Annotated in this window: 17 protein-coding genes and 1 pseudogene; 6 read left to right on the top strand and 12 right to left on the bottom strand. The window is 69.4% G+C overall.

Going from position 1 to position 15,473, the window contains the following annotated elements:
* Nucleotides 1-305, bottom strand: a pseudogene (locus ABDV68_RS13115) (competence protein ComEC); the annotation flags it as partial.
* A 27-nt stretch (nt 306-332) separates the two neighbouring features.
* Here ABDV68_RS13115 and gltX point away from each other — a divergent pair.
* Entirely contained in the window at nt 333-1,790 is a 1,458-nt protein-coding gene (gene gltX, locus ABDV68_RS13110) for a glutamate--tRNA ligase (RefSeq protein WP_343520462.1), read from the top strand.
* An 18-nt stretch (nt 1,791-1,808) separates the two neighbouring features.
* Nucleotides 1,809-3,083 (top strand): citrate synthase, encoded by a 1,275-nt coding sequence (gene gltA, locus ABDV68_RS13105; RefSeq protein WP_343520461.1) that lies wholly within the window; start codon nt 1,809-1,811, stop codon nt 3,081-3,083.
* 9 nt (nt 3,084-3,092) lie between these two features.
* On the opposite strand, the gene ABDV68_RS13100 is transcribed toward gltA, so the two are convergent.
* From ABDV68_RS13100 to ABDV68_RS13085, 4 genes are all read right to left on the bottom strand, one after another.
* Nucleotides 3,093-3,983 (bottom strand): alpha/beta hydrolase, encoded by an 891-nt coding sequence (locus ABDV68_RS13100; RefSeq protein ID WP_343520460.1) that lies wholly within the window; start codon nt 3,981-3,983, stop codon nt 3,093-3,095.
* A 49-nt stretch (nt 3,984-4,032) separates the two neighbouring features.
* On the bottom strand, nt 4,033-4,389 hold the full coding sequence (locus ABDV68_RS13095; protein WP_343520459.1) for a DUF2200 domain-containing protein: 357 nt from the start codon (nt 4,387-4,389) through the stop codon (nt 4,033-4,035).
* A 20-nt stretch (nt 4,390-4,409) separates the two neighbouring features.
* Nucleotides 4,410-5,231 (bottom strand): SDR family NAD(P)-dependent oxidoreductase, encoded by an 822-nt coding sequence (locus ABDV68_RS13090; protein WP_343520457.1) that lies wholly within the window; start codon nt 5,229-5,231, stop codon nt 4,410-4,412.
* A gap of 71 nt (nt 5,232-5,302) precedes the next feature.
* Nucleotides 5,303-5,707, bottom strand: a complete 405-nt coding sequence (locus tag ABDV68_RS13085) for a MerR family transcriptional regulator (RefSeq protein ID WP_343520456.1) — start codon at nt 5,705-5,707, stop codon at nt 5,303-5,305.
* A 49-nt stretch (nt 5,708-5,756) separates the two neighbouring features.
* On the opposite strand from ABDV68_RS13085, the gene ABDV68_RS13080 reads away from it, so the two are divergent.
* Complete coding sequence (locus ABDV68_RS13080) at nt 5,757-6,494, top strand: glutaredoxin (protein ID WP_343520455.1); 738 nt, start codon at nt 5,757-5,759, stop codon at nt 6,492-6,494.
* Here the strand turns inward: ABDV68_RS13080 and ABDV68_RS13075 are convergent, their stop codons facing one another.
* Genes ABDV68_RS13075 through ABDV68_RS13050 form a run of 6 tightly spaced genes read right to left on the bottom strand, consistent with a single transcriptional unit; the run spans nt 6,495 to nt 12,679 of the window.
* A complete protein-coding gene (locus ABDV68_RS13075) occupies nt 6,495-6,857 on the bottom strand; it encodes an MmcQ/YjbR family DNA-binding protein (protein ID WP_343520454.1) in 363 nt (120 codons plus the stop codon).
* Nucleotides 6,854-7,744: a retroviral-like aspartic protease family protein gene (locus ABDV68_RS13070; protein ID WP_343520452.1), complete on the bottom strand. Its 891-nt coding sequence runs from the start codon at nt 7,742-7,744 to the stop codon at nt 6,854-6,856. The genes ABDV68_RS13075 and ABDV68_RS13070 overlap by 4 nt, the downstream gene beginning before the upstream one ends.
* 44 nt (nt 7,745-7,788) lie before the next feature.
* Nucleotides 7,789-9,168 carry a HAMP domain-containing sensor histidine kinase gene (locus ABDV68_RS13065; RefSeq protein WP_343520451.1) on the bottom strand — a complete coding sequence of 460 codons (1,380 nt, stop codon included), beginning with the start codon at nt 9,166-9,168 and terminating at the stop codon, nt 7,789-7,791.
* On the bottom strand, nt 9,165-10,259 hold the full coding sequence (locus ABDV68_RS13060) for a DUF2336 domain-containing protein (RefSeq protein WP_343520450.1): 1,095 nt from the start codon (nt 10,257-10,259) through the stop codon (nt 9,165-9,167). Before ABDV68_RS13060 ends, ABDV68_RS13065 begins: the two co-directional genes overlap by 4 nt.
* Before the next feature lie 35 nt (nt 10,260-10,294).
* Nucleotides 10,295-11,461 carry a hypothetical protein gene (locus ABDV68_RS13055; protein ID WP_343520449.1) on the bottom strand — a complete coding sequence of 389 codons (1,167 nt, stop codon included), beginning with the start codon at nt 11,459-11,461 and terminating at the stop codon, nt 10,295-10,297.
* Nucleotides 11,462-11,482: 21 nt separating this feature from the next.
* Nucleotides 11,483-12,679 (bottom strand): DUF1343 domain-containing protein, encoded by a 1,197-nt coding sequence (locus ABDV68_RS13050; RefSeq protein WP_343520448.1) that lies wholly within the window; start codon nt 12,677-12,679, stop codon nt 11,483-11,485.
* A 110-nt stretch (nt 12,680-12,789) separates the two neighbouring features.
* On the opposite strand from ABDV68_RS13050, the gene ABDV68_RS13045 reads away from it, so the two are divergent.
* Nucleotides 12,790-13,140 carry a hypothetical protein gene (locus ABDV68_RS13045; protein WP_343520447.1) on the top strand — a complete coding sequence of 117 codons (351 nt, stop codon included), beginning with the start codon at nt 12,790-12,792 and terminating at the stop codon, nt 13,138-13,140.
* On the opposite strand, the gene ABDV68_RS13040 is transcribed toward ABDV68_RS13045, so the two are convergent.
* Nucleotides 13,137-13,667 carry a DOMON-like domain-containing protein gene (locus ABDV68_RS13040; RefSeq protein ID WP_343520446.1) on the bottom strand — a complete coding sequence of 177 codons (531 nt, stop codon included), beginning with the start codon at nt 13,665-13,667 and terminating at the stop codon, nt 13,137-13,139. The genes ABDV68_RS13045 and ABDV68_RS13040 overlap by 4 nt on opposite strands.
* 117 nt (nt 13,668-13,784) lie before the next feature.
* Here ABDV68_RS13040 and tyrS point away from each other — a divergent pair, with 117 nt between their 5' ends.
* Together tyrS and ABDV68_RS13030 are read left to right on the top strand one after the other, a co-directional pair.
* On the top strand, nt 13,785-15,011 hold the full coding sequence (gene tyrS / locus ABDV68_RS13035) for a tyrosine--tRNA ligase (RefSeq protein ID WP_343520445.1): 1,227 nt from the start codon (nt 13,785-13,787) through the stop codon (nt 15,009-15,011).
* Between the two features lie 110 nt (nt 15,012-15,121).
* A complete protein-coding gene (locus ABDV68_RS13030; protein WP_343520444.1) occupies nt 15,122-15,460 on the top strand; it encodes a PilZ domain-containing protein in 339 nt (112 codons plus the stop codon).
* The last annotated feature ends 13 nt before the right edge of the window (nt 15,461-15,473 follow it).

Raw genomic sequence — 15,473 nt, 5'->3', positions numbered from 1 at the left:
GCGCACCCCATCGCGACCAGCAGCGCCGCCACCGCCACGCAGCGCGCCGCCCGCCCGCCACCGCCCATGGCAAGCCCGGCCGCCGCCGCCGCCAGTCCGCCGAGCACCACCGCCGCCCAGCGATTCGCGTCGGGCAGCGCGAACCATGCCGCGATCCCCGCCCCGAGCAGCACCGGGATCCACAGCACCAGCTGCCCGCGCTCGGCCTCCAGCCAGCGCTCGAGTCGCTCGCCGGGCCGCCATCCGCCCGCGATTTGAAGCAGGCGGAACCCCGTGCTACGGGCGCTCGCGGCTGAACTGGCCATCGATCACCTGTCTGGGAGCAAGCGCGCTTGGGCGCAACATCACAGCCCGCATCCGGGCCAAATCCTGTTAACGGCGCAATCGTCACGCGTTTCGCCCCGTCCCCGACGGGGTTCCTGCACATCGGCGGCGCGCGCACCGCGCTGTTCAACTGGCTGTTCGCCCGCCGTCACGGCGGCAAGTTCCTGCTGCGCATCGAGGATACCGACCGCGCCCGCTCGACCGACGCGGCGATCGAGGCGATCCTCGACGGGATGCGCTGGCTCGGCCTCGATTGGGACGGCGACGAGGTCTACCAGTTCGCCCGCGCAGATCGCCATGCGCAGGTCGCCCGCCAGCTGCTCGAATCGGGCCATGCCTATCGCTGCTGGATGAGCCAGGAGGAAATCGCGGCGCAGCGCGAGGAAGCGCAGGCGGCGAAGAAGCCCTATCGTATCCGCAGCCCGTGGCGCGACCGCAGCGACGGCCCGCTCGACCAGCCGTATGTCGTCCGCATCCGCGCCCCGCGCGAGGGGGCGACGACGATCGCCGACGCCGTGCAGGGCGAGGTCACCGTCCAGAATGCCGAGCTCGACGACATGATCCTGCTCCGCTCGGACGGCACGCCGACCTATATGCTCGCGGTGGTCGTCGACGACCACGACATGGGCGTGACGCATGTGATCCGCGGCGACGATCACTTGAACAACGCCTTCCGCCAGCTGCTGATCATCAAGGCGATGGGCTGGCCCGAGCCGATCTACGCCCACATCCCGCTGATCCACGGCGCGGACGGGGCGAAGCTCTCCAAGCGCCATGGCGCGCTCGGCGTCGATGCCTATCGCGACGAGCTCGGCGTGCTGCCCGAGGCGCTGTTCAACCATCTCCTCCGCCTCGGCTGGGGCCATGGCGACGACGAGATCATCAGCCGCGATCAAGCGGTCGAGTGGTTCGACCTGTCGGGCGTCGGCAAGAGCCCGTCGCGCTTCGACCTGAAAAAGCTCGACAGCCTCAACGGCCATTACATCCGCGCAGCGGACGATGCGCGACTCGCGCAGCTAGCCGCGCCGTTCCTGCCCTTCACAGCGTCGCCGCAGCAGATCGCGCTTCTGCAACGCAGCATGCACGCGCTGAAGCCGCGCGCCGCCAATCTCCTCGAAATCGCGGATGGCGCCGCCTTCCTCTTTCGCACGCGCCCTCTTGAAATGGACGCAGACGCACAAAATTTACTGGAGGGTGACGCGCGACGCCTGCTCACCCAGCTTCACGCCGCGCTTGACGCGGTCGCGGAGTGGAATACGGAGGCGCTCGAAGCGGCGGTACGCCAGGTGGCGGAGTCGGGAGGGGTCAAATTGGGAGCGGTCGCACAACCGCTCCGCGCGGCGCTCACCGGGCGCCGGACCTCGCCTGGCATCTTCGACGTCCTCGTCCTTTTGGGGCGCGAGGAAAGCCTGGGCCGGATCGCCGACCAGACGAAAGCCCCGGCCGGTTCCGGCGTCGCGGGCTGAACGAGAAGGATGAAGACCATGACCGACTCCACCCTCAAGCTCGGCGACAAGGATTATCCGGTCCGAAAGGGTAGCGTCGGTCCCGAGGTCGTCGACATCCGCAAATTCTACGGCCAGTCGGGCATGTTCACCTATGACCCGGGCTTCACCTCGACCGCCTCGTGCGAGTCGGGCCTCACCTATATCGACGGCGACCAGGGCGTGCTGCTCCATCGCGGCTACCCGATCGACCAGCTCGCCGAGCAGTCGAGCTTCATGGAAGTCGCGTACCTCCTGCTGAACGGCGAGCTGCCCGACCAGGGCGAGCTCGACAAGTTCACCACCACGATCACCCGCCACACGATGCTGCACGAGCAGCTCGCGACCTTCTACCGCGGCTTCCGCCGCGACGCGCACCCGATGGCGATCATGTGCGGCGTGGTCGGCGCGCTCTCGGCCTTCTACCACGATTCGACCGATATCTCGGACCCGCACCAGCGCATGATCGCAAGCCACCGGCTGATCGCGAAGATGCCGACGATCGCGGCGATGGCCTACAAGTACAGCGTCGGCCAGCCCTTCCTCTATCCGGACAATTCGCTGTCCTACACCGGCAACTTCCTGCGCATGACCTTCGGTGTCCCGGCCGAGGACTATCATGTCGATCCGGTGATCGAGTCGGCGATGGACAAGATCTTCATCCTCCATGCCGACCATGAGCAGAACGCCTCGACCTCGACCGTGCGCCTCGCGGGCTCGTCCGGCGCCAACCCGTTCGCGTGCATCGCGGCGGGCATCGCCTGCCTGTGGGGCCCGGCGCATGGCGGCGCGAACGAGGCGGCGCTCAACATGCTGCGCGAGATCGGCCGTCCCGAGCGCATCCCCGAGTACATCGCGCGCGCCAAGAACAAGGACGACCCGTTCCGCCTGATGGGCTTCGGCCACCGCGTCTACAAGAATTTCGACCCGCGCGCGAAGGTGCTGTCCAAGGCCGCGACCGAGGTTCTGGACAAGCTCGGCATCAGCGATCCGGTGCTCGACACCGCGCGCGAGCTCGAGCAGATCGCGCTCAAGGACGATTATTTCATCGAGAAGAAGCTCTACCCGAACGTCGATTTCTACTCGGGCGTGATCCTCTCGGCGATCGGTTTCCCGACCACGATGTTCACGGTGCTGTTTGCCCTGGCGCGCACCGTCGGCTGGGTCGCGCAGTGGAACGAAATGATCTCGGACCCCGACCAGAAGATCGGCCGCCCGCGCCAGCTCTACACCGGCCCGACGCAGCGCGACTACGTTCCCGTCGCCAAGCGCTGAGGGATTGCCTCACCCGGCCAGGAAGGCGCGCAGCAATGCCGCCGTCCGGCCGGGGAATTCCTCCGGGAAGAAATGCCCGCCATCGATCGCCTCGCCCGCGACAGAGCTGGCCCAGCGTCGCCAGATGCCGATCACGCCTCCGGCATCGTCATACCAGTGCGCCGGCCCGCCCCTCGCGCTCCATAGCGCGAGCAGCGGACACTCGATCATCCGCCCCGCATCGCGATCCGCCTCGTCATGTGTCCGGTCGATATCCGCCGCGGCGCGATACTCCTCGCAGATCGAATGCGCACGGTCGCGTAACGCGTCGACATAGGCCTGCCGGATCGCGGCCGGAAACGTCTCGGGCGGCGACCCCCAGCACGCCAGGGCATGATCGACGACCGCTTCCGGCGCCGCCGCGAGCAGCCGCTCGGGAAAGGGCGCCGGCTGCGCGAGCAGCGCGAACGGCCAGAAGGCGAGCATCGTTCGCGCGTCCGCCCGCTCCCACACCTCGATCGTCGGCACCATGTCGAGCACCGCCACCCGCTCGATGACCTCGGGATGGTCGAGCGCCATGCGATAGGCGACTCGGCCGCCGCGATCATGGCCGGCGACGGCGAACCGCGCATGGCCCAGCGCCCGCATCGCTTCGACCAGCGCCTGCGCCATCGCGCGCTTGGACATGGCATCCCGGTCCGCCGGGTCGCGCGGATAGGCGCTGGCGCCATAGCCGGGCAGGTCCGCGACGATCACCGTGGCATCCCCGGCCAGCAATGGCGCGGTGTCGCGCCACATCAGGCCGGTCTCGGGAAATCCATGCAGCAGCAATAATGGCGTCCCGGCGCCACCCGCGCGCACGAAGATCGAGCCGCGCTCCGTGTCGATCGTTCGTGCCTCGAAGTCCGCGAATCCTCGCACCGGCCAACCTCCGCGTGCTCAACGCAGCGGGACGAGCGAAGGATGCGGGCTAGGCCGCGCTGCGCAGGATCTTCGCCATCGGCCGGCCCTTGGCCAGTTCGTCGATCAGCTTGTCGAGATAGCGCAGCTCGCGCATCAGCGGTTCCTCGATCTCCTCGATCCGCACGCCGCAGATCACCCCGGTGATCAGCGACCGCGCCGGGTTCAGCCGCGGCGCCCGCGCGAAGAAATCCTCGAAACTGGTCTTCGCTTCCAGATGCGCCTCGAGCTGTTCCTGGCTGAATCCGGTCAGCCAGCGAAAGATCTCGTCGACCTCGGCCTGGGTGCGCCCCTTCTTCTCCGCCTTGGCGATATAATGGGGGTAAACGCTCGCGACGCTGATCGTGTAGACCCGGTGCTTCTTCATACCGCCTCCCCCCGCCGTCGCTACTCCGCCATATACCGCGCGAAGGCGTCCTTATAGTCCGGATGCCAGCGCGACAGCGCCGGCCGGTTCTCGATGATGTCGTCCATCGCCCAGCGCATGCGCTTCTCGTCGGTCGCGCGGTCGACGTCGTTGTCGGGGCAGAGGATGTAGAAATCGCCGCGCGCGATGCTATCGAACATGAACAGTGCGACCTGGTCGGCGGTCCAAGCCCCCTTGGCCTCGCCGGTCATGCCGCTCTGGGTGAAGCCCGGGATCAGCAGATGCGCCGAAATCCGCTCGCCCGCTTCTTCGCGCAGCGCATGCGCGAGGGACTCGGTATAGTTGCGCACGCCCGCCTTGGAGAGGTTGTAGGCCGGGTTGCCGGGCGGGCTGGTGATTCCCTGCTTCGACCCGGAGTGGATGATCGCGCCCGGCTTGCCGCTCGCCAGCATGCCCGGCACGAACGCCTGCGCGACGTGGAGCACGCCCATCAGGTTGATGCGCAGCAGCTTCTCCCAGCCCTCCGGATTCTCCCAGGGCTGGCCCGGATTGCTCCCGATCGCCGCGTTGTTGACCAGCACCGCGACCGGTCCGTGATCCGCCAGCACGCGATCGCGCAACCGTCCGACATCGGCGGCGTCCGCCACGTCGGCGGCGATGGCGACGAGGCCGAGTTCGCGCGCCGCCGCGTCGAGCTTCTCGCCCGGCAGGTCGGTGATCACGACCTTAAGCCCGCGCTCGGCGAGCCGCGCCGCGATCCCGAAGCCGATGCCGCCGGCCCCGCCGGTGACGACGGCGACGCCGCCCGCATCGAACGCCGGGGGAAGAGAGAGCGACTCCATGGGACCATCCTTTCGCTGACGCGCCGCCTGTAGCGATACCATGCGCGCGACGCGATAGCCTGTAATACCGGTCAGCGCTCGAACGCGCCCAGGATCGGGCAACCCTCGCCCTCCCCCGCCGCGCAGCGCCGCGCCAGCTTCTCGAGCGCCCCGCGCGCCGCGGTCAGCTTCGCCACCTCGGCATCGATCGCTGCGATCCGCGCCTGCGCCAGCGCGTGCGCCCGCGCCCGGTCCTCGCCGGCATCCAGTTCGAGCAGCTCGCCGATCTCGCTCAGCGTGAACCCCGCCTCCTGCGCCGCGCGGATGAAGCGCAACCGCCGTACATCGCCCTCGCCATAGCGCCGCACCCCACCGGCCCGCGCCGGCTCGGCGAGCAAGCCACGCCGCTGGTAATAGCGCACCGTCTCCACCCCCACGCCGCCCGCCGTGGCGAGCGCACCGATCGTCATGTCGAACACTTCTTGACTCCGTACCATGGTACGGAACCTATCTAGGCGGGGTTCGTAGAGTCGCAAGGAGCCTCCCATGTCTTCCCGCCCCGTCGCCGTCCTCCACCGCATGGTCATGCCCGGCCATATCTGCCCCTATGGCCTCAAGGCGAAGGCGCTGCTCGAGCGCCGCGGCTATGCGGTCGAGGATCACTGGCTGCGCACCCGCGCGGAGACCGATGCCTTCAAGGCGGCACACGACGTCAAGACCACGCCGCAGGCCTTCATCGCCGGCGAGCGGATCGGCGGCTATGACGACCTGCGCCGCCATTTCGGCCTGCACGTGCCCGGGAAGGGCGAGACCAGCTATACGCCCGTGATCGCGCTGTTCGCGGTGACCGCGCTGATGGCGCTCGCCGCCAGCCACGCCGTCTCGGGCTCGCCCTTCACCATTCGCGCCGCCGAATGGTTCGTCTCGTTCAGCATGTGCGCGCTCGCCCTGCTCAAGCTGCGCGACGTCGAGAATTTCTCGACCATGTTCCTCAACTACGACCTGCTCGCGCGCCGCTGGGTCCCCTATGCCTATGTCTACCCCTTCGCCGAGGGCGCGGCGGGCGTGCTGATGACGGCAAACGCGTTGCACTGGCTGTCGATCCCGCTCGCGCTGTTCATCGGCGGCATCGGTGCGGTCTCGGTGTTCAAGGCGGTCTATGTCGACAAGCGCGAGCTCAAATGCGCCTGCATGGGCGGCGACAGCAACGTGCCGCTCGGCTTCGTCTCGCTGACCGAGAACCTCATGATGATCGCGATGGCGATCTGGATGCTGGTGCGGTGATCAGCTCCGCGCGTCGAGTTCCTTGACCAGCTTCTTGGGCGCCTGCGCGCGATAGCTTTCCTCGATCCAGTCCTTGAGCTGGTCGATGTCGGGGATGGCATCGTCGCCGGGCGCGAAGCTCACCCAGCCGCTCTTGCCCAGGCCATAGGCGGTGGGCGTGGCAAAGGGCAGCTTGAGCGCCACCTCGCTCGTGTAGCGCAGCTTCACCGACATGCCGAACGCGTCGCTGGTCGAAAGATAGGCGAAGGTCTTGTCGTTGACCGCGAGGTCGGCATGGTCGGGCCACGGCGCCTTGATGTGCGCGCCGGGCAAGGTCAGGCCCCATGCCCGCAATTCGTCGATCACCGCCTTTGCCCTGGTCATTGCGGGCGCTCCATCAGCCAGACCGATCGATTGCGATAGTCCACTGCGAACCCCTCCTGCGCCAGCCAGTCCATCCCCAGGATCGCCAGCATGTCGCCCGCTCCGGCGAGACGATCGAACACCGGCAGCGCGCCCACGCGTACGGTGCGACGCTGCCATCGCCACCGCCCCACGGCAATATCGCGCACCTCGCCCTGGAGCAGCGGCAGCGGCCGCCCGTCGATGCCCGCGATCGAGCCGCCGGTGCGCAACGAGGTCGGGCCGAGCCCCGCCCGGCGGGCGAATGCTGGATTGAGCGTCGTATATTGCGCACCGGTGTCGAGCAGGCCCCAGCCGTCCACTCCGCCGATCCGGACCGGCAGCATGATCTTCCACGGTTGCAGCCATTTGACTTCGACCGGCCGCCATTGCGGGCTCACCGCCTGTGCCCCGCCCGGACCGATGCGCACGCAGCCGCTGCCGGGCGCCCAGATCGTCAGCCGATCGGCCAGCAGATCCACGCCCGCAAGGCCCGCGACGTCATGGCTCTCGAATGCCGGGGCCGGCAGCGCCGGCACCACGGCGTCGCGCAGCATGATCGGGCCCGCCGCGATCGAACCGACCCGGTGGAAGTGAACCGCGACGCCGCCCCCCATGCCCTGCGCCTCTTCAGTCTTCGCATCGCGCGGCAGGCCGAGCTGCGCGGCGCGCACGGGGTCGATCGTCGAGCCGCTCGCCGCGGTATCGAGGACGAAGGCGAACGGCCCTTGATCGTTGATCCTGGCGCGGATGATCGGCGTTCCCTCGTCGCCGATCTCGATCGGGAGGCAAGCCGATGCTTCCTCCGCCTGCGCCGGGACCGCGAGCGCCAGTCCGGACAGCAGGAGGATCGACGCGCGCATCTTCATTCGCGAGCGATAGCAGCCGCGCGACGCGCCCGGAAGCGTCCGCCTCAGTCCGCGCGGCTCGGCAGCGTCAGCACGAAGCGCGCACCCTCGTCCGGCGCGCTGTCGACCAGGATGTCGCCGCCCATCGCCCGCGCCAGCCGCCGCGCGATGTAGAGACCGAGCCCGCTGCCACCCGGCTCGGCGGGGTCGACTCGGCCGAATTTCTCGAAGATCTTCGCCTGGTCCTCGGGCGCGATGCCCTTGCCCTGGTCGGCGACGATCACGCAGCCGAGCGCGCCCTCGCGTTCCAGCCGCACCCATACCCAGCCGCCCGGCGGCGAGTAGCGCACCGCGTTGCCGATCAGATTGACCATGATCTGGAGCACGCGGCGGAACTCGCCGGTCACCGGCATGCGCTCATCGGCGCGCGGCTTCTCGATCCGCACGTCCGCCTCGCTCGCGCGCACCGCGAGCAACCCCGCGGCACGGCGCGCGACATCGGCGAGATCGATCGGCTCGAGTTCGACGGTGAAGTCCTCGCGCTCGATCGCGCTCAAATCGGCCAAGTCGTCGACCAGCGACAGCAGGTGCCGCCCGGCATTGGCGATATCGAGCGCATATTCGGCATAGTCGTCGCGCAACGGCCCATCGACGCGCGCGCTGATGCTGTCGGCATTGGCGATGATCCGCGCGAGCGGCGCGCGCAGCGCCTTGTCGAGACGCTGCCCGAACTCGCTGGTGAATTCGGGATCGGCGGCGGGCGCGGGCGCGTCGTCCACCTCCTCCGCCGGGTCGATCCATGTCGCCGCGCCGCTGAACCCGGCGAAGCGGCCGAGCGCATCGATGCGCGGGCTCGCGGAAAGCCGCACGCGCTGGCCGGTGCCGCGCAGCTCCGCGACCTGGCCATCGAACCGCACCTGCTCGGCGGCGGCGGCGAGGATCGGCAGCGCGCCCTCGCCATCCGCCTCCAGCGCGAACAGCAAGGTCAGCGGCTGCCCCAGCAGCGCGCCGGTGTCGAAGCCGTTGAGGCGCCCGGCCTCGACCGGCAGATGCGTGATGCGCATCGCCGCGTCGGTTTCCCACAGCCAGTCGGCCTCGGCGCGCAGGAAATCATCCTCGCGCATCGCGTCCCCTTGGGGACGCCACGCGGCACGCGGCCGCCACCCGCTGACCTCGAGCCGCACGCCGTCGGCGTCGGGCTCGGCGCGCACCCACAGATCGATGTCGTCCTCGCCATCCGCCGCGACGACGTTGCGCGAGACGGGAATGCCGAGCCGCTGCGCGAGCCGCGCCACCGCCGCGATCGGCGGCACCGCGACCGGCACCCCGATCTTGCCGCCGGCGCGCGCGTTGAGGTCGGCGAGCCGCGCCTCGGCATCCACCAGCAGCCCGTCGGGGCCGATGCGCCCCATCGCGATGGGCGGGCGAGGCTCGATCGCGTTCATCGCGCGTCTTCCAGCGCGAGGATCGCCGCGCGATAGTCGGCCGGCAGCCGCAAGCCGGCGAGCGCCGCCTGCGCCTCCCCGGGATCGATCGCCATGATCGTATCGAGCAGCTCGGCAAAGGCCTCGACGTTGCGGCGCGGATCGGCTTCGCTCAGCGCCACGCCCAGCCGCGCGATCGCCCCGCGATCGAAGTCGAGCGCGCGCAGGGCGATCCACAACCGCCCGCTCGCCACGTCGGAGGTCATGTCGCGCGCCGCAGCGAAATCGATGCGCAGCGCATGCGCCAGCAGCGCGGCGAACAGCGCGACGCGGCGATCGCCCAGCGCTTCGGTCATCACCTCGGCCAGCTCGTCGGGCTGCGCGTCGAGCGCCACCGCCAGCCGCATCGCCGCGGCTTCGGCGCGCTCGCCCTCGTCATGCGCGGCGAGGCTGCGCTGCGCGGCATCGGCCAGCGCGCGGTCGAGCGCCGCGGTCGGCTGCGCGACCCCGGCGCGCAACGCCGCCGCCACGCGCCACACGAGTTTGTGATGCAGCTCGGCCGGAAGGTCGGTCTGCATCAGCGGCCCGGTCTCGGCCATGCCGCGCCGTCGGCTCTCCGCCACCAGCACCGCCGCCGCGTTCTGCGCGAGCAGCCGGTCGGGATGCTGGGCGAGGCGGCTGAGCAGGCTCGCCCGCTCGGGATCGTCCTGCGCCTGCACCTGCATGCCGCTCGCGAGCAGGTCGAGCCGCACGCGCGCGATCAGCTCGCCCATCAGCTCGCGATCGCGCAGCAGCCCCGATTCGTGCAGGATCGCGGCGACGCTTGCGCCATTCGCCAGCGCGTCGGCCAGCTCCGCCTCGCCATGCGTGCGCAGCAGCCGCGCGCCGTGGCCGCGAATCTCGCTCTCGACCGTCTCGATCAGCGCGCGCACCAGCTGTGCCAGCGCCGCGCGCGTGCGCTCGTCGAGCCGGCCATCCTCGGCCATGCGGAAATCGTCGATCGCCGTGCCGAGCGCACGATGCGCGGCAACATCCGCCCCCGCGGCACGCGCGAGCAACGCCTGTGCGCCGTCACGGGCGCCTTCACGCATGTCGACAATGGGGTCGGACATGGCCCTGGACTAATGGAACTGCGGTTAAGACGGAACTAAGGCTTTTCCCGTCGACTCTCAACCGCGGCGGCGAGCGTGACGAAGGCATAGACCGTCACCGCCGCCAGCCCCCAGCTCACCCGCCCGGCGATGGCGAACGGCGCGACGATCAGCAGATAGGCGGCCGGGCTGCCCCACCAGCGCCGAACCAGCGCCTGGCTGCGCTCGGCGATCACCGTCGCGGCGATGGTGACCAAAGCCAGGATCAGCCCGTCGAGCGTCGCGTCGGCGCGCGTCTCGGTGATGCCGAGCGCCAGGATCACCGCGATCGCGATCACGCCGATCAGCTGCTCCTGCACCGCCGCGCGTCTCTCTTCGCCGCGCAACGCCGACAGCGCGGCGCCGGTCGCCAGCGCCGCCACGCCGGGCAACGCGACCGCCGCGCCCCACGGCCAGCCGAGCGCCACCAGCGCCACCGCGCCCGCGCCGAACAGCAATCCGCTCGCCGTCACCGCCCAGCCGGGCACCGCCTTCTCGACCACCTTGGGCAGCGCCAGCCGCGCGAGCCGCGTGAAGACGTGCCGGTCGGCCCAGCTCGTGCGCCGCTCGGTCAGCGCGGCGAGCACCGCGTTGCTGCGCGAGGCCAGCGCCCCGCCGTCGCGCTCGACCCCGTGCCCCGCGCGCACCGCGCTGCCCGGCAGCGGCACCTGCTCGGCGCCCGCCTGCACGATCGCGCGCAGCAGGGTGGACTGGAAGTCATAATCGGGCGGAAAGGCGGCGATGTCGGCGATGCGCTGCGCCGGCGCGCGCGCGATCCCCGCCCAGCAATTGCTCGCATCGACTCGTTCGAGCGAGGCGGCCGGGTCCTGAGTCACCAGGATCGCGTCCTTGCCCTCGCCCGCCATCTTGTCGACGACGTCATCCGTGGTGACCAGCCCGTCGGCGAGCACCACGAAGCTCGCCAGCGGGTGCGCCTTGGTCGAGGCCTCGGCGGCCGAGCGCACGATATCGACCGGCACGCCACGCTTCGCCGCGCGGCTGACCGCGCCGAGCAGGGCGGGCGTCACGCGTGTCACCGCGACGAGGATCTGCCCCGCGCCCGCGCCGACCAGCAGCCGCGTCTGGTATTCGAGCAGGGTCATGCCCCCGAACGGCAGCGTTGCCGCCAGCGTCCCCGGCTTGTCGCCCGCGTCCTCGGTCGCGAAAATGAGCCCCGCCAACATCATGCCTGCGGTAGGCCAATCTCAATAGCGAAGGAAGGCCCGCCGGACCTCTTCCCACGCCGATTCGTCGGCCTTTGCCGCCGAGTCGAGATCGCCTGGCGCCGCCGCGGCGTCATCGACCCATTCGCGCAACCCCGGCCCGCCGTTAATCACGTCGATCGCCAGCTTGCCGAACTCATATTCGTACGGGAAGTCGCGCCACAGCGCATAGTCCGGGTACAGCGACCGGATCGCCTTGAACCCCAGCGCCTGCAGCCGCCACGGCCGGAACGCCGCATGGTCGTAGCCCGCCCCCTCGGCATGGATGAACACGCCGCTGCACAGCTGCCCGACATGCTTGTGGAAGGTCGGCTGGAACCAGAAATCGCGCAGCGTACAGCCCGCCAGCCACTCGGGCGCGATCCGGCGCATCTCGGCGATCACCGCCTTGGCGTCGATGTCGGGCGCGCCGAACAGCTCGAGCGGCCGCGTCGTACCGCGCCCTTCGGACAGCATGGTCCCCTCCAGCATCACCGTGCCGGCATAGGCGCGCGCCATGTTGACGTTGGCGGCGTTGGGACTCGGGTTGATCCACACCCGCTCGCTCGGCCAGCCGAAGCCGGGCGCGGCATCGGGCGCCCAGCCCTCCATCTCGATCACCCGATAGGCGACGTCGAGCTTGAAATGATCGATGAACCACGACCCCATCTCACCCAAGGTCATGCCGTGCCGCATCGGCATCGGTCCCGCCCCGACGAAGCTCTCCCAGCCGGGGAGCAGGGTCAGCCCCTCGACCGGCCGCCCGGCGGGATTGGGCCGGTCGAGCACCCATACCTCCTTGCCGTGCTGCGCCGCCGCCTCGAGCATGTAGAGCAGGGTCGTGACATAGGTGTAGATGCGGCAGCCCAGGTCCTGCAGGTCGATCAGGATCAAGTCGAAGGTGTGCATCGACTGCCCGGTCGGACGCCGCACCTCGCCATAGAGGCTGAACACCGGCATCCCGTAGGTGGGATCGGTATAGTCCGGCGACTCCATCATGTTGTCCTGCAGGTCGCCGCGCACGCCATGCTGCGGCCCGAACACCGCCGAGACGTTGATCCCAGCCGCGACCAGCGCGTCGAGGCTGTGCGTCAGGTCCGCCGTCACCGATGCCGGATGCGCGAGCAACGCGACGCGGCGGCCTTGCAGCTGGCTGAGAAGCGCGGGGTCGGCAAGCAGCCGGTCGATACCGAAATTCATGGCGCCTCAGGTGCCGGGAGTTCGAAGGCGAAGCAAGCCGCTTCGTCGCCTCGGGTGGACCGAAACCCGGCGTCGCCGGTTGAGCCGTGCGACATCGAGGGAGATATCGCATGCCCGTCCGCAAGTTCGCCGTCGCCGATGCCGTGCTCGAGCGCTCGCCCGGCCAGGACGGCGACGTGTTCGCGGGAAATGTCGTCGACCAGCGGCACGGCGCGCCGGTCTCGATCGGCTTCGGCCGCTACGGCCCCGGCCAGGGCATCGAGGAGACGATGGCGGTCGACGACGTGATGATCGTGCTGGAAGGGCGGCTATCGGTCTCCAGTGCGGCCGGCAGGGTCACCGCCGGCCCCGGCGAGATCGTCCACATGCCCAAGGGCGAGGCGGTGACCATCCTCGCGCACGACGAGGGCGCGCTCACCGCCTATGTCACCTACCCGCACTGGCGGGAGGCGCGCGGCTAGCTCCGGGCCGGCAGCTCCAGCGCGAAGCCGTCCGGATGGTGGAAGTCGGGCTTGCCCGGCGGATGTGCCAGCGCCCAATAGGATTTGGTGCCGTCGGCCTCCTCGATCACGGCGGCGAGAGCGAGGGTCCGCCGCCCGGCCGGAATCGCGGCCAGATCGACAGTCGCCTCCAGCACGAAGACCGCGCCCTGCCGCTCGAGCTCGATATGCGGGTCGACGGGCAAGTCGAGATCGCGCATCCCGGCACGATAACCGTCGAACGCATAGGCCGCCCATTGCCCTGACGGCGAGAGGTTGAACTCGAAATATCCATCACCTCCCGTCGGCTTCAGGAACAGCTCGCAACAGGTCCGCTGCCACAAGCCGTCGGCGCGGCCCGGGGAGGTGCGGTCCGGAACCGCGAGCGCCGCCCCGGGGGTGATATAGAAGGTCAGCAGCACGCCGTCGGCCTCGGTCATGGCCAGTTCGGCATGGACGGCTTCGACCAATGCCGCTGGCGTATCCGGGTGGCGGGTCAATTGGACCATGTTTGGAATCGTCCCTCACTCCGTTTGGGCTGAGCCTGTCGGAGCCCCCGTCCCGCGTCAACGCACCGCGCGTGGGGAGATGACTCCCCGCGCCTCGTCGGCTATGCGGCGCCCGCCATGACCGAATATAAGTCCGATCTGCTTCGCCTGCTCGACCAGCGTGGATACATCCACCAGGTCACCGACGCCGCCGCGCTCGACGCGCTGGCCAGCAAGTCGATCGTGCCCGGCTATATCGGCTTCGATCCCACCGCGCCCTCGCTGCACGTCGGCAGCCTGGTCCAGATCATGCTCCTGCGCCGCATGCAGCAGAGCGGGCACAAGCCGATCGTCCTGATGGGCGGCGGCACCGGCAAGATCGGCGACCCGAGCTTCAAGGACGAGGCGCGCAAGCTGATGACCGACGAGATCATCCAGGCCAACGTCGCCTCGATCAAGACGGTGTTCGAGAAGTTCCTGACCTTCGGCGACGGCCCGACCGACGCGATGATGGTCGACAATGCCGACTGGCTCGACAAGCTCGAATACATCCCGTTCCTGCGCGATATCGGCCGGCATTTCTCGGTCAACCGCATGCTCAGCTTCGACAGCGTCAAGCTGCGGCTCGACCGTGAGCAATCGCTCTCGTTCCTCGAGTTCAACTACATGATCCTCCAGGGCTACGACTTCCTGGAGCTGTCGCGCCGCGCCGGCTGCCGCCTGCAGATGGGCGGGTCGGACCAGTGGGGCAATATCGTCAACGGCATCGAGCTCGCCCGCCGCGTCGACGGGACCGAGGTCTATGGCGTCACCACCCCGCTGATCACCACCGCCGACGGCGGCAAGATGGGCAAGACCATGTCGGGCGCGGTGTGGCTCAACGAGGACCAGCTTCCGGCGTTCGATTACTGGCAGTTCTGGCGCAACACCGACGACCGCGACGTCGGCCGCTTCCTGCGCCTGTTCACCGACCTGCCGCTCGACGAGATCGCCCGGCTCGAGGCGCTCGAAGGCGCCGAGATCAACGAGGCGAAGAAGATCCTCGCCACCGAGGCGACCGCGATGTGCCGCGGCCGCGACGCGGCGGAGGCTGCTGCGGAAACCGCACGCAAGACCTTCGAGGAAGGCGCTTCGGGCGGATCGCTCCCCACGCTTGCCGTCTCCGGCGAGATCAGCGTGGTCGATGCGCTGGTCGGCCTCGGCTTCGCCGCCTCCAAGGGCGAGGCGCGGCGCCTGATCAAGGGCGGCGGCGCGCGAATCGACGGCGAGAAGGTGAGCGACGAGGCCGCGACCGTCACCGTCGGCGCCGCCCAAGTGCGCGTCTCGGCGGGCAAGAAGCATCACGGTCTGCTCGATCCCGCTTGAGAAAAGCTGTCTGATAGGACTTCGCTAACCATCCCGGTTGCCGGGACATTTACGCCCGGCAGTTATCCCATGCTTCCAAAGAGTTGCCGGAGAGTCCGGAGCATGGCCGCGTGACCTATCAATTCTCATCCCTTGCCGGCGCGCCCGCCGCCGGAGACGACCGGCGTGGGATCGAGCGCGACGAGGTCCATTACCGCGCCCGCGCGTTCGGCCCGAATGCGCAGCCGGTGACGCTGCTGATCGTCAACATCTCGCCGCACGGCCTGATGGCACGCTGCGAAGCCCCTTTCGCCGAGAGGGACCGGCTGCGCGTGATGCTCCCGGTGGTCGGCGTGGCGGCCGCGGAGGTGCGCTGGTGCCTTGGCGGCCGGCTCGGCGTCAGCTTCGACAGTGCGATCGACCTGGCGAGCTACTACGAGCTGCTCGCCCAGATGCTGAAAAAGGGCTGACCGGCAGTCGCGA

This window comes from Sphingomonas sp., from assembly GCF_039595165.1.
GTDB lineage: Bacteria > Pseudomonadota > Alphaproteobacteria > Sphingomonadales > Sphingomonadaceae > Sphingomonas.
Note: the sequence above shows the minus strand (reverse complement) of the source record. Positions and strands in the feature narration are given on the sequence as shown.

Bases quoted from the DNA above. Each gene is read 5' to 3' on its own strand.
- ABDV68_RS13050 (WP_343520448.1), bottom strand. From the start codon at position 12,679: ATGAATTTCGGTATCGACCGGCTGCTTGCCGACCCCGCGCTTCTCAGC.
- ABDV68_RS13040 (WP_343520446.1), bottom strand. From the start codon at position 13,667: ATGGTCCAATTGACCCGCCACCCGGATACGCCAGCGGCATTGGTCGAA.
- ABDV68_RS13065 (WP_343520451.1), bottom strand. From the start codon at position 9,168: ATGAACGCGATCGAGCCTCGCCCGCCCATCGCGATGGGGCGCATCGGC.
- ABDV68_RS13075 (WP_343520454.1), bottom strand. From the start codon at position 6,857: ATGACCAGGGCAAAGGCGGTGATCGACGAATTGCGGGCATGGGGCCTG.
- ABDV68_RS13070 (WP_343520452.1), bottom strand. From the start codon at position 7,744: ATGAAGATGCGCGCGTCGATCCTCCTGCTGTCCGGACTGGCGCTCGCG.
- ABDV68_RS13085 (WP_343520456.1), bottom strand. From the start codon at position 5,707: ATGGTACGGAGTCAAGAAGTGTTCGACATGACGATCGGTGCGCTCGCC.
- ABDV68_RS13060 (WP_343520450.1), bottom strand. From the start codon at position 10,259: ATGTCCGACCCCATTGTCGACATGCGTGAAGGCGCCCGTGACGGCGCA.
- ABDV68_RS13055 (WP_343520449.1), bottom strand. From the start codon at position 11,461: ATGTTGGCGGGGCTCATTTTCGCGACCGAGGACGCGGGCGACAAGCCG.
- tyrS (WP_343520445.1), top strand. From the start codon at position 13,785: ATGACCGAATATAAGTCCGATCTGCTTCGCCTGCTCGACCAGCGTGGA.
- ABDV68_RS13095 (WP_343520459.1), bottom strand. From the start codon at position 4,389: ATGAAGAAGCACCGGGTCTACACGATCAGCGTCGCGAGCGTTTACCCC.
- gltA (WP_343520461.1), top strand. From the start codon at position 1,809: ATGACCGACTCCACCCTCAAGCTCGGCGACAAGGATTATCCGGTCCGA.
- ABDV68_RS13080 (WP_343520455.1), top strand. From the start codon at position 5,757: ATGTCTTCCCGCCCCGTCGCCGTCCTCCACCGCATGGTCATGCCCGGC.
- ABDV68_RS13090 (WP_343520457.1), bottom strand. From the start codon at position 5,231: ATGGAGTCGCTCTCTCTTCCCCCGGCGTTCGATGCGGGCGGCGTCGCC.
- ABDV68_RS13045 (WP_343520447.1), top strand. From the start codon at position 12,790: ATGCCCGTCCGCAAGTTCGCCGTCGCCGATGCCGTGCTCGAGCGCTCG.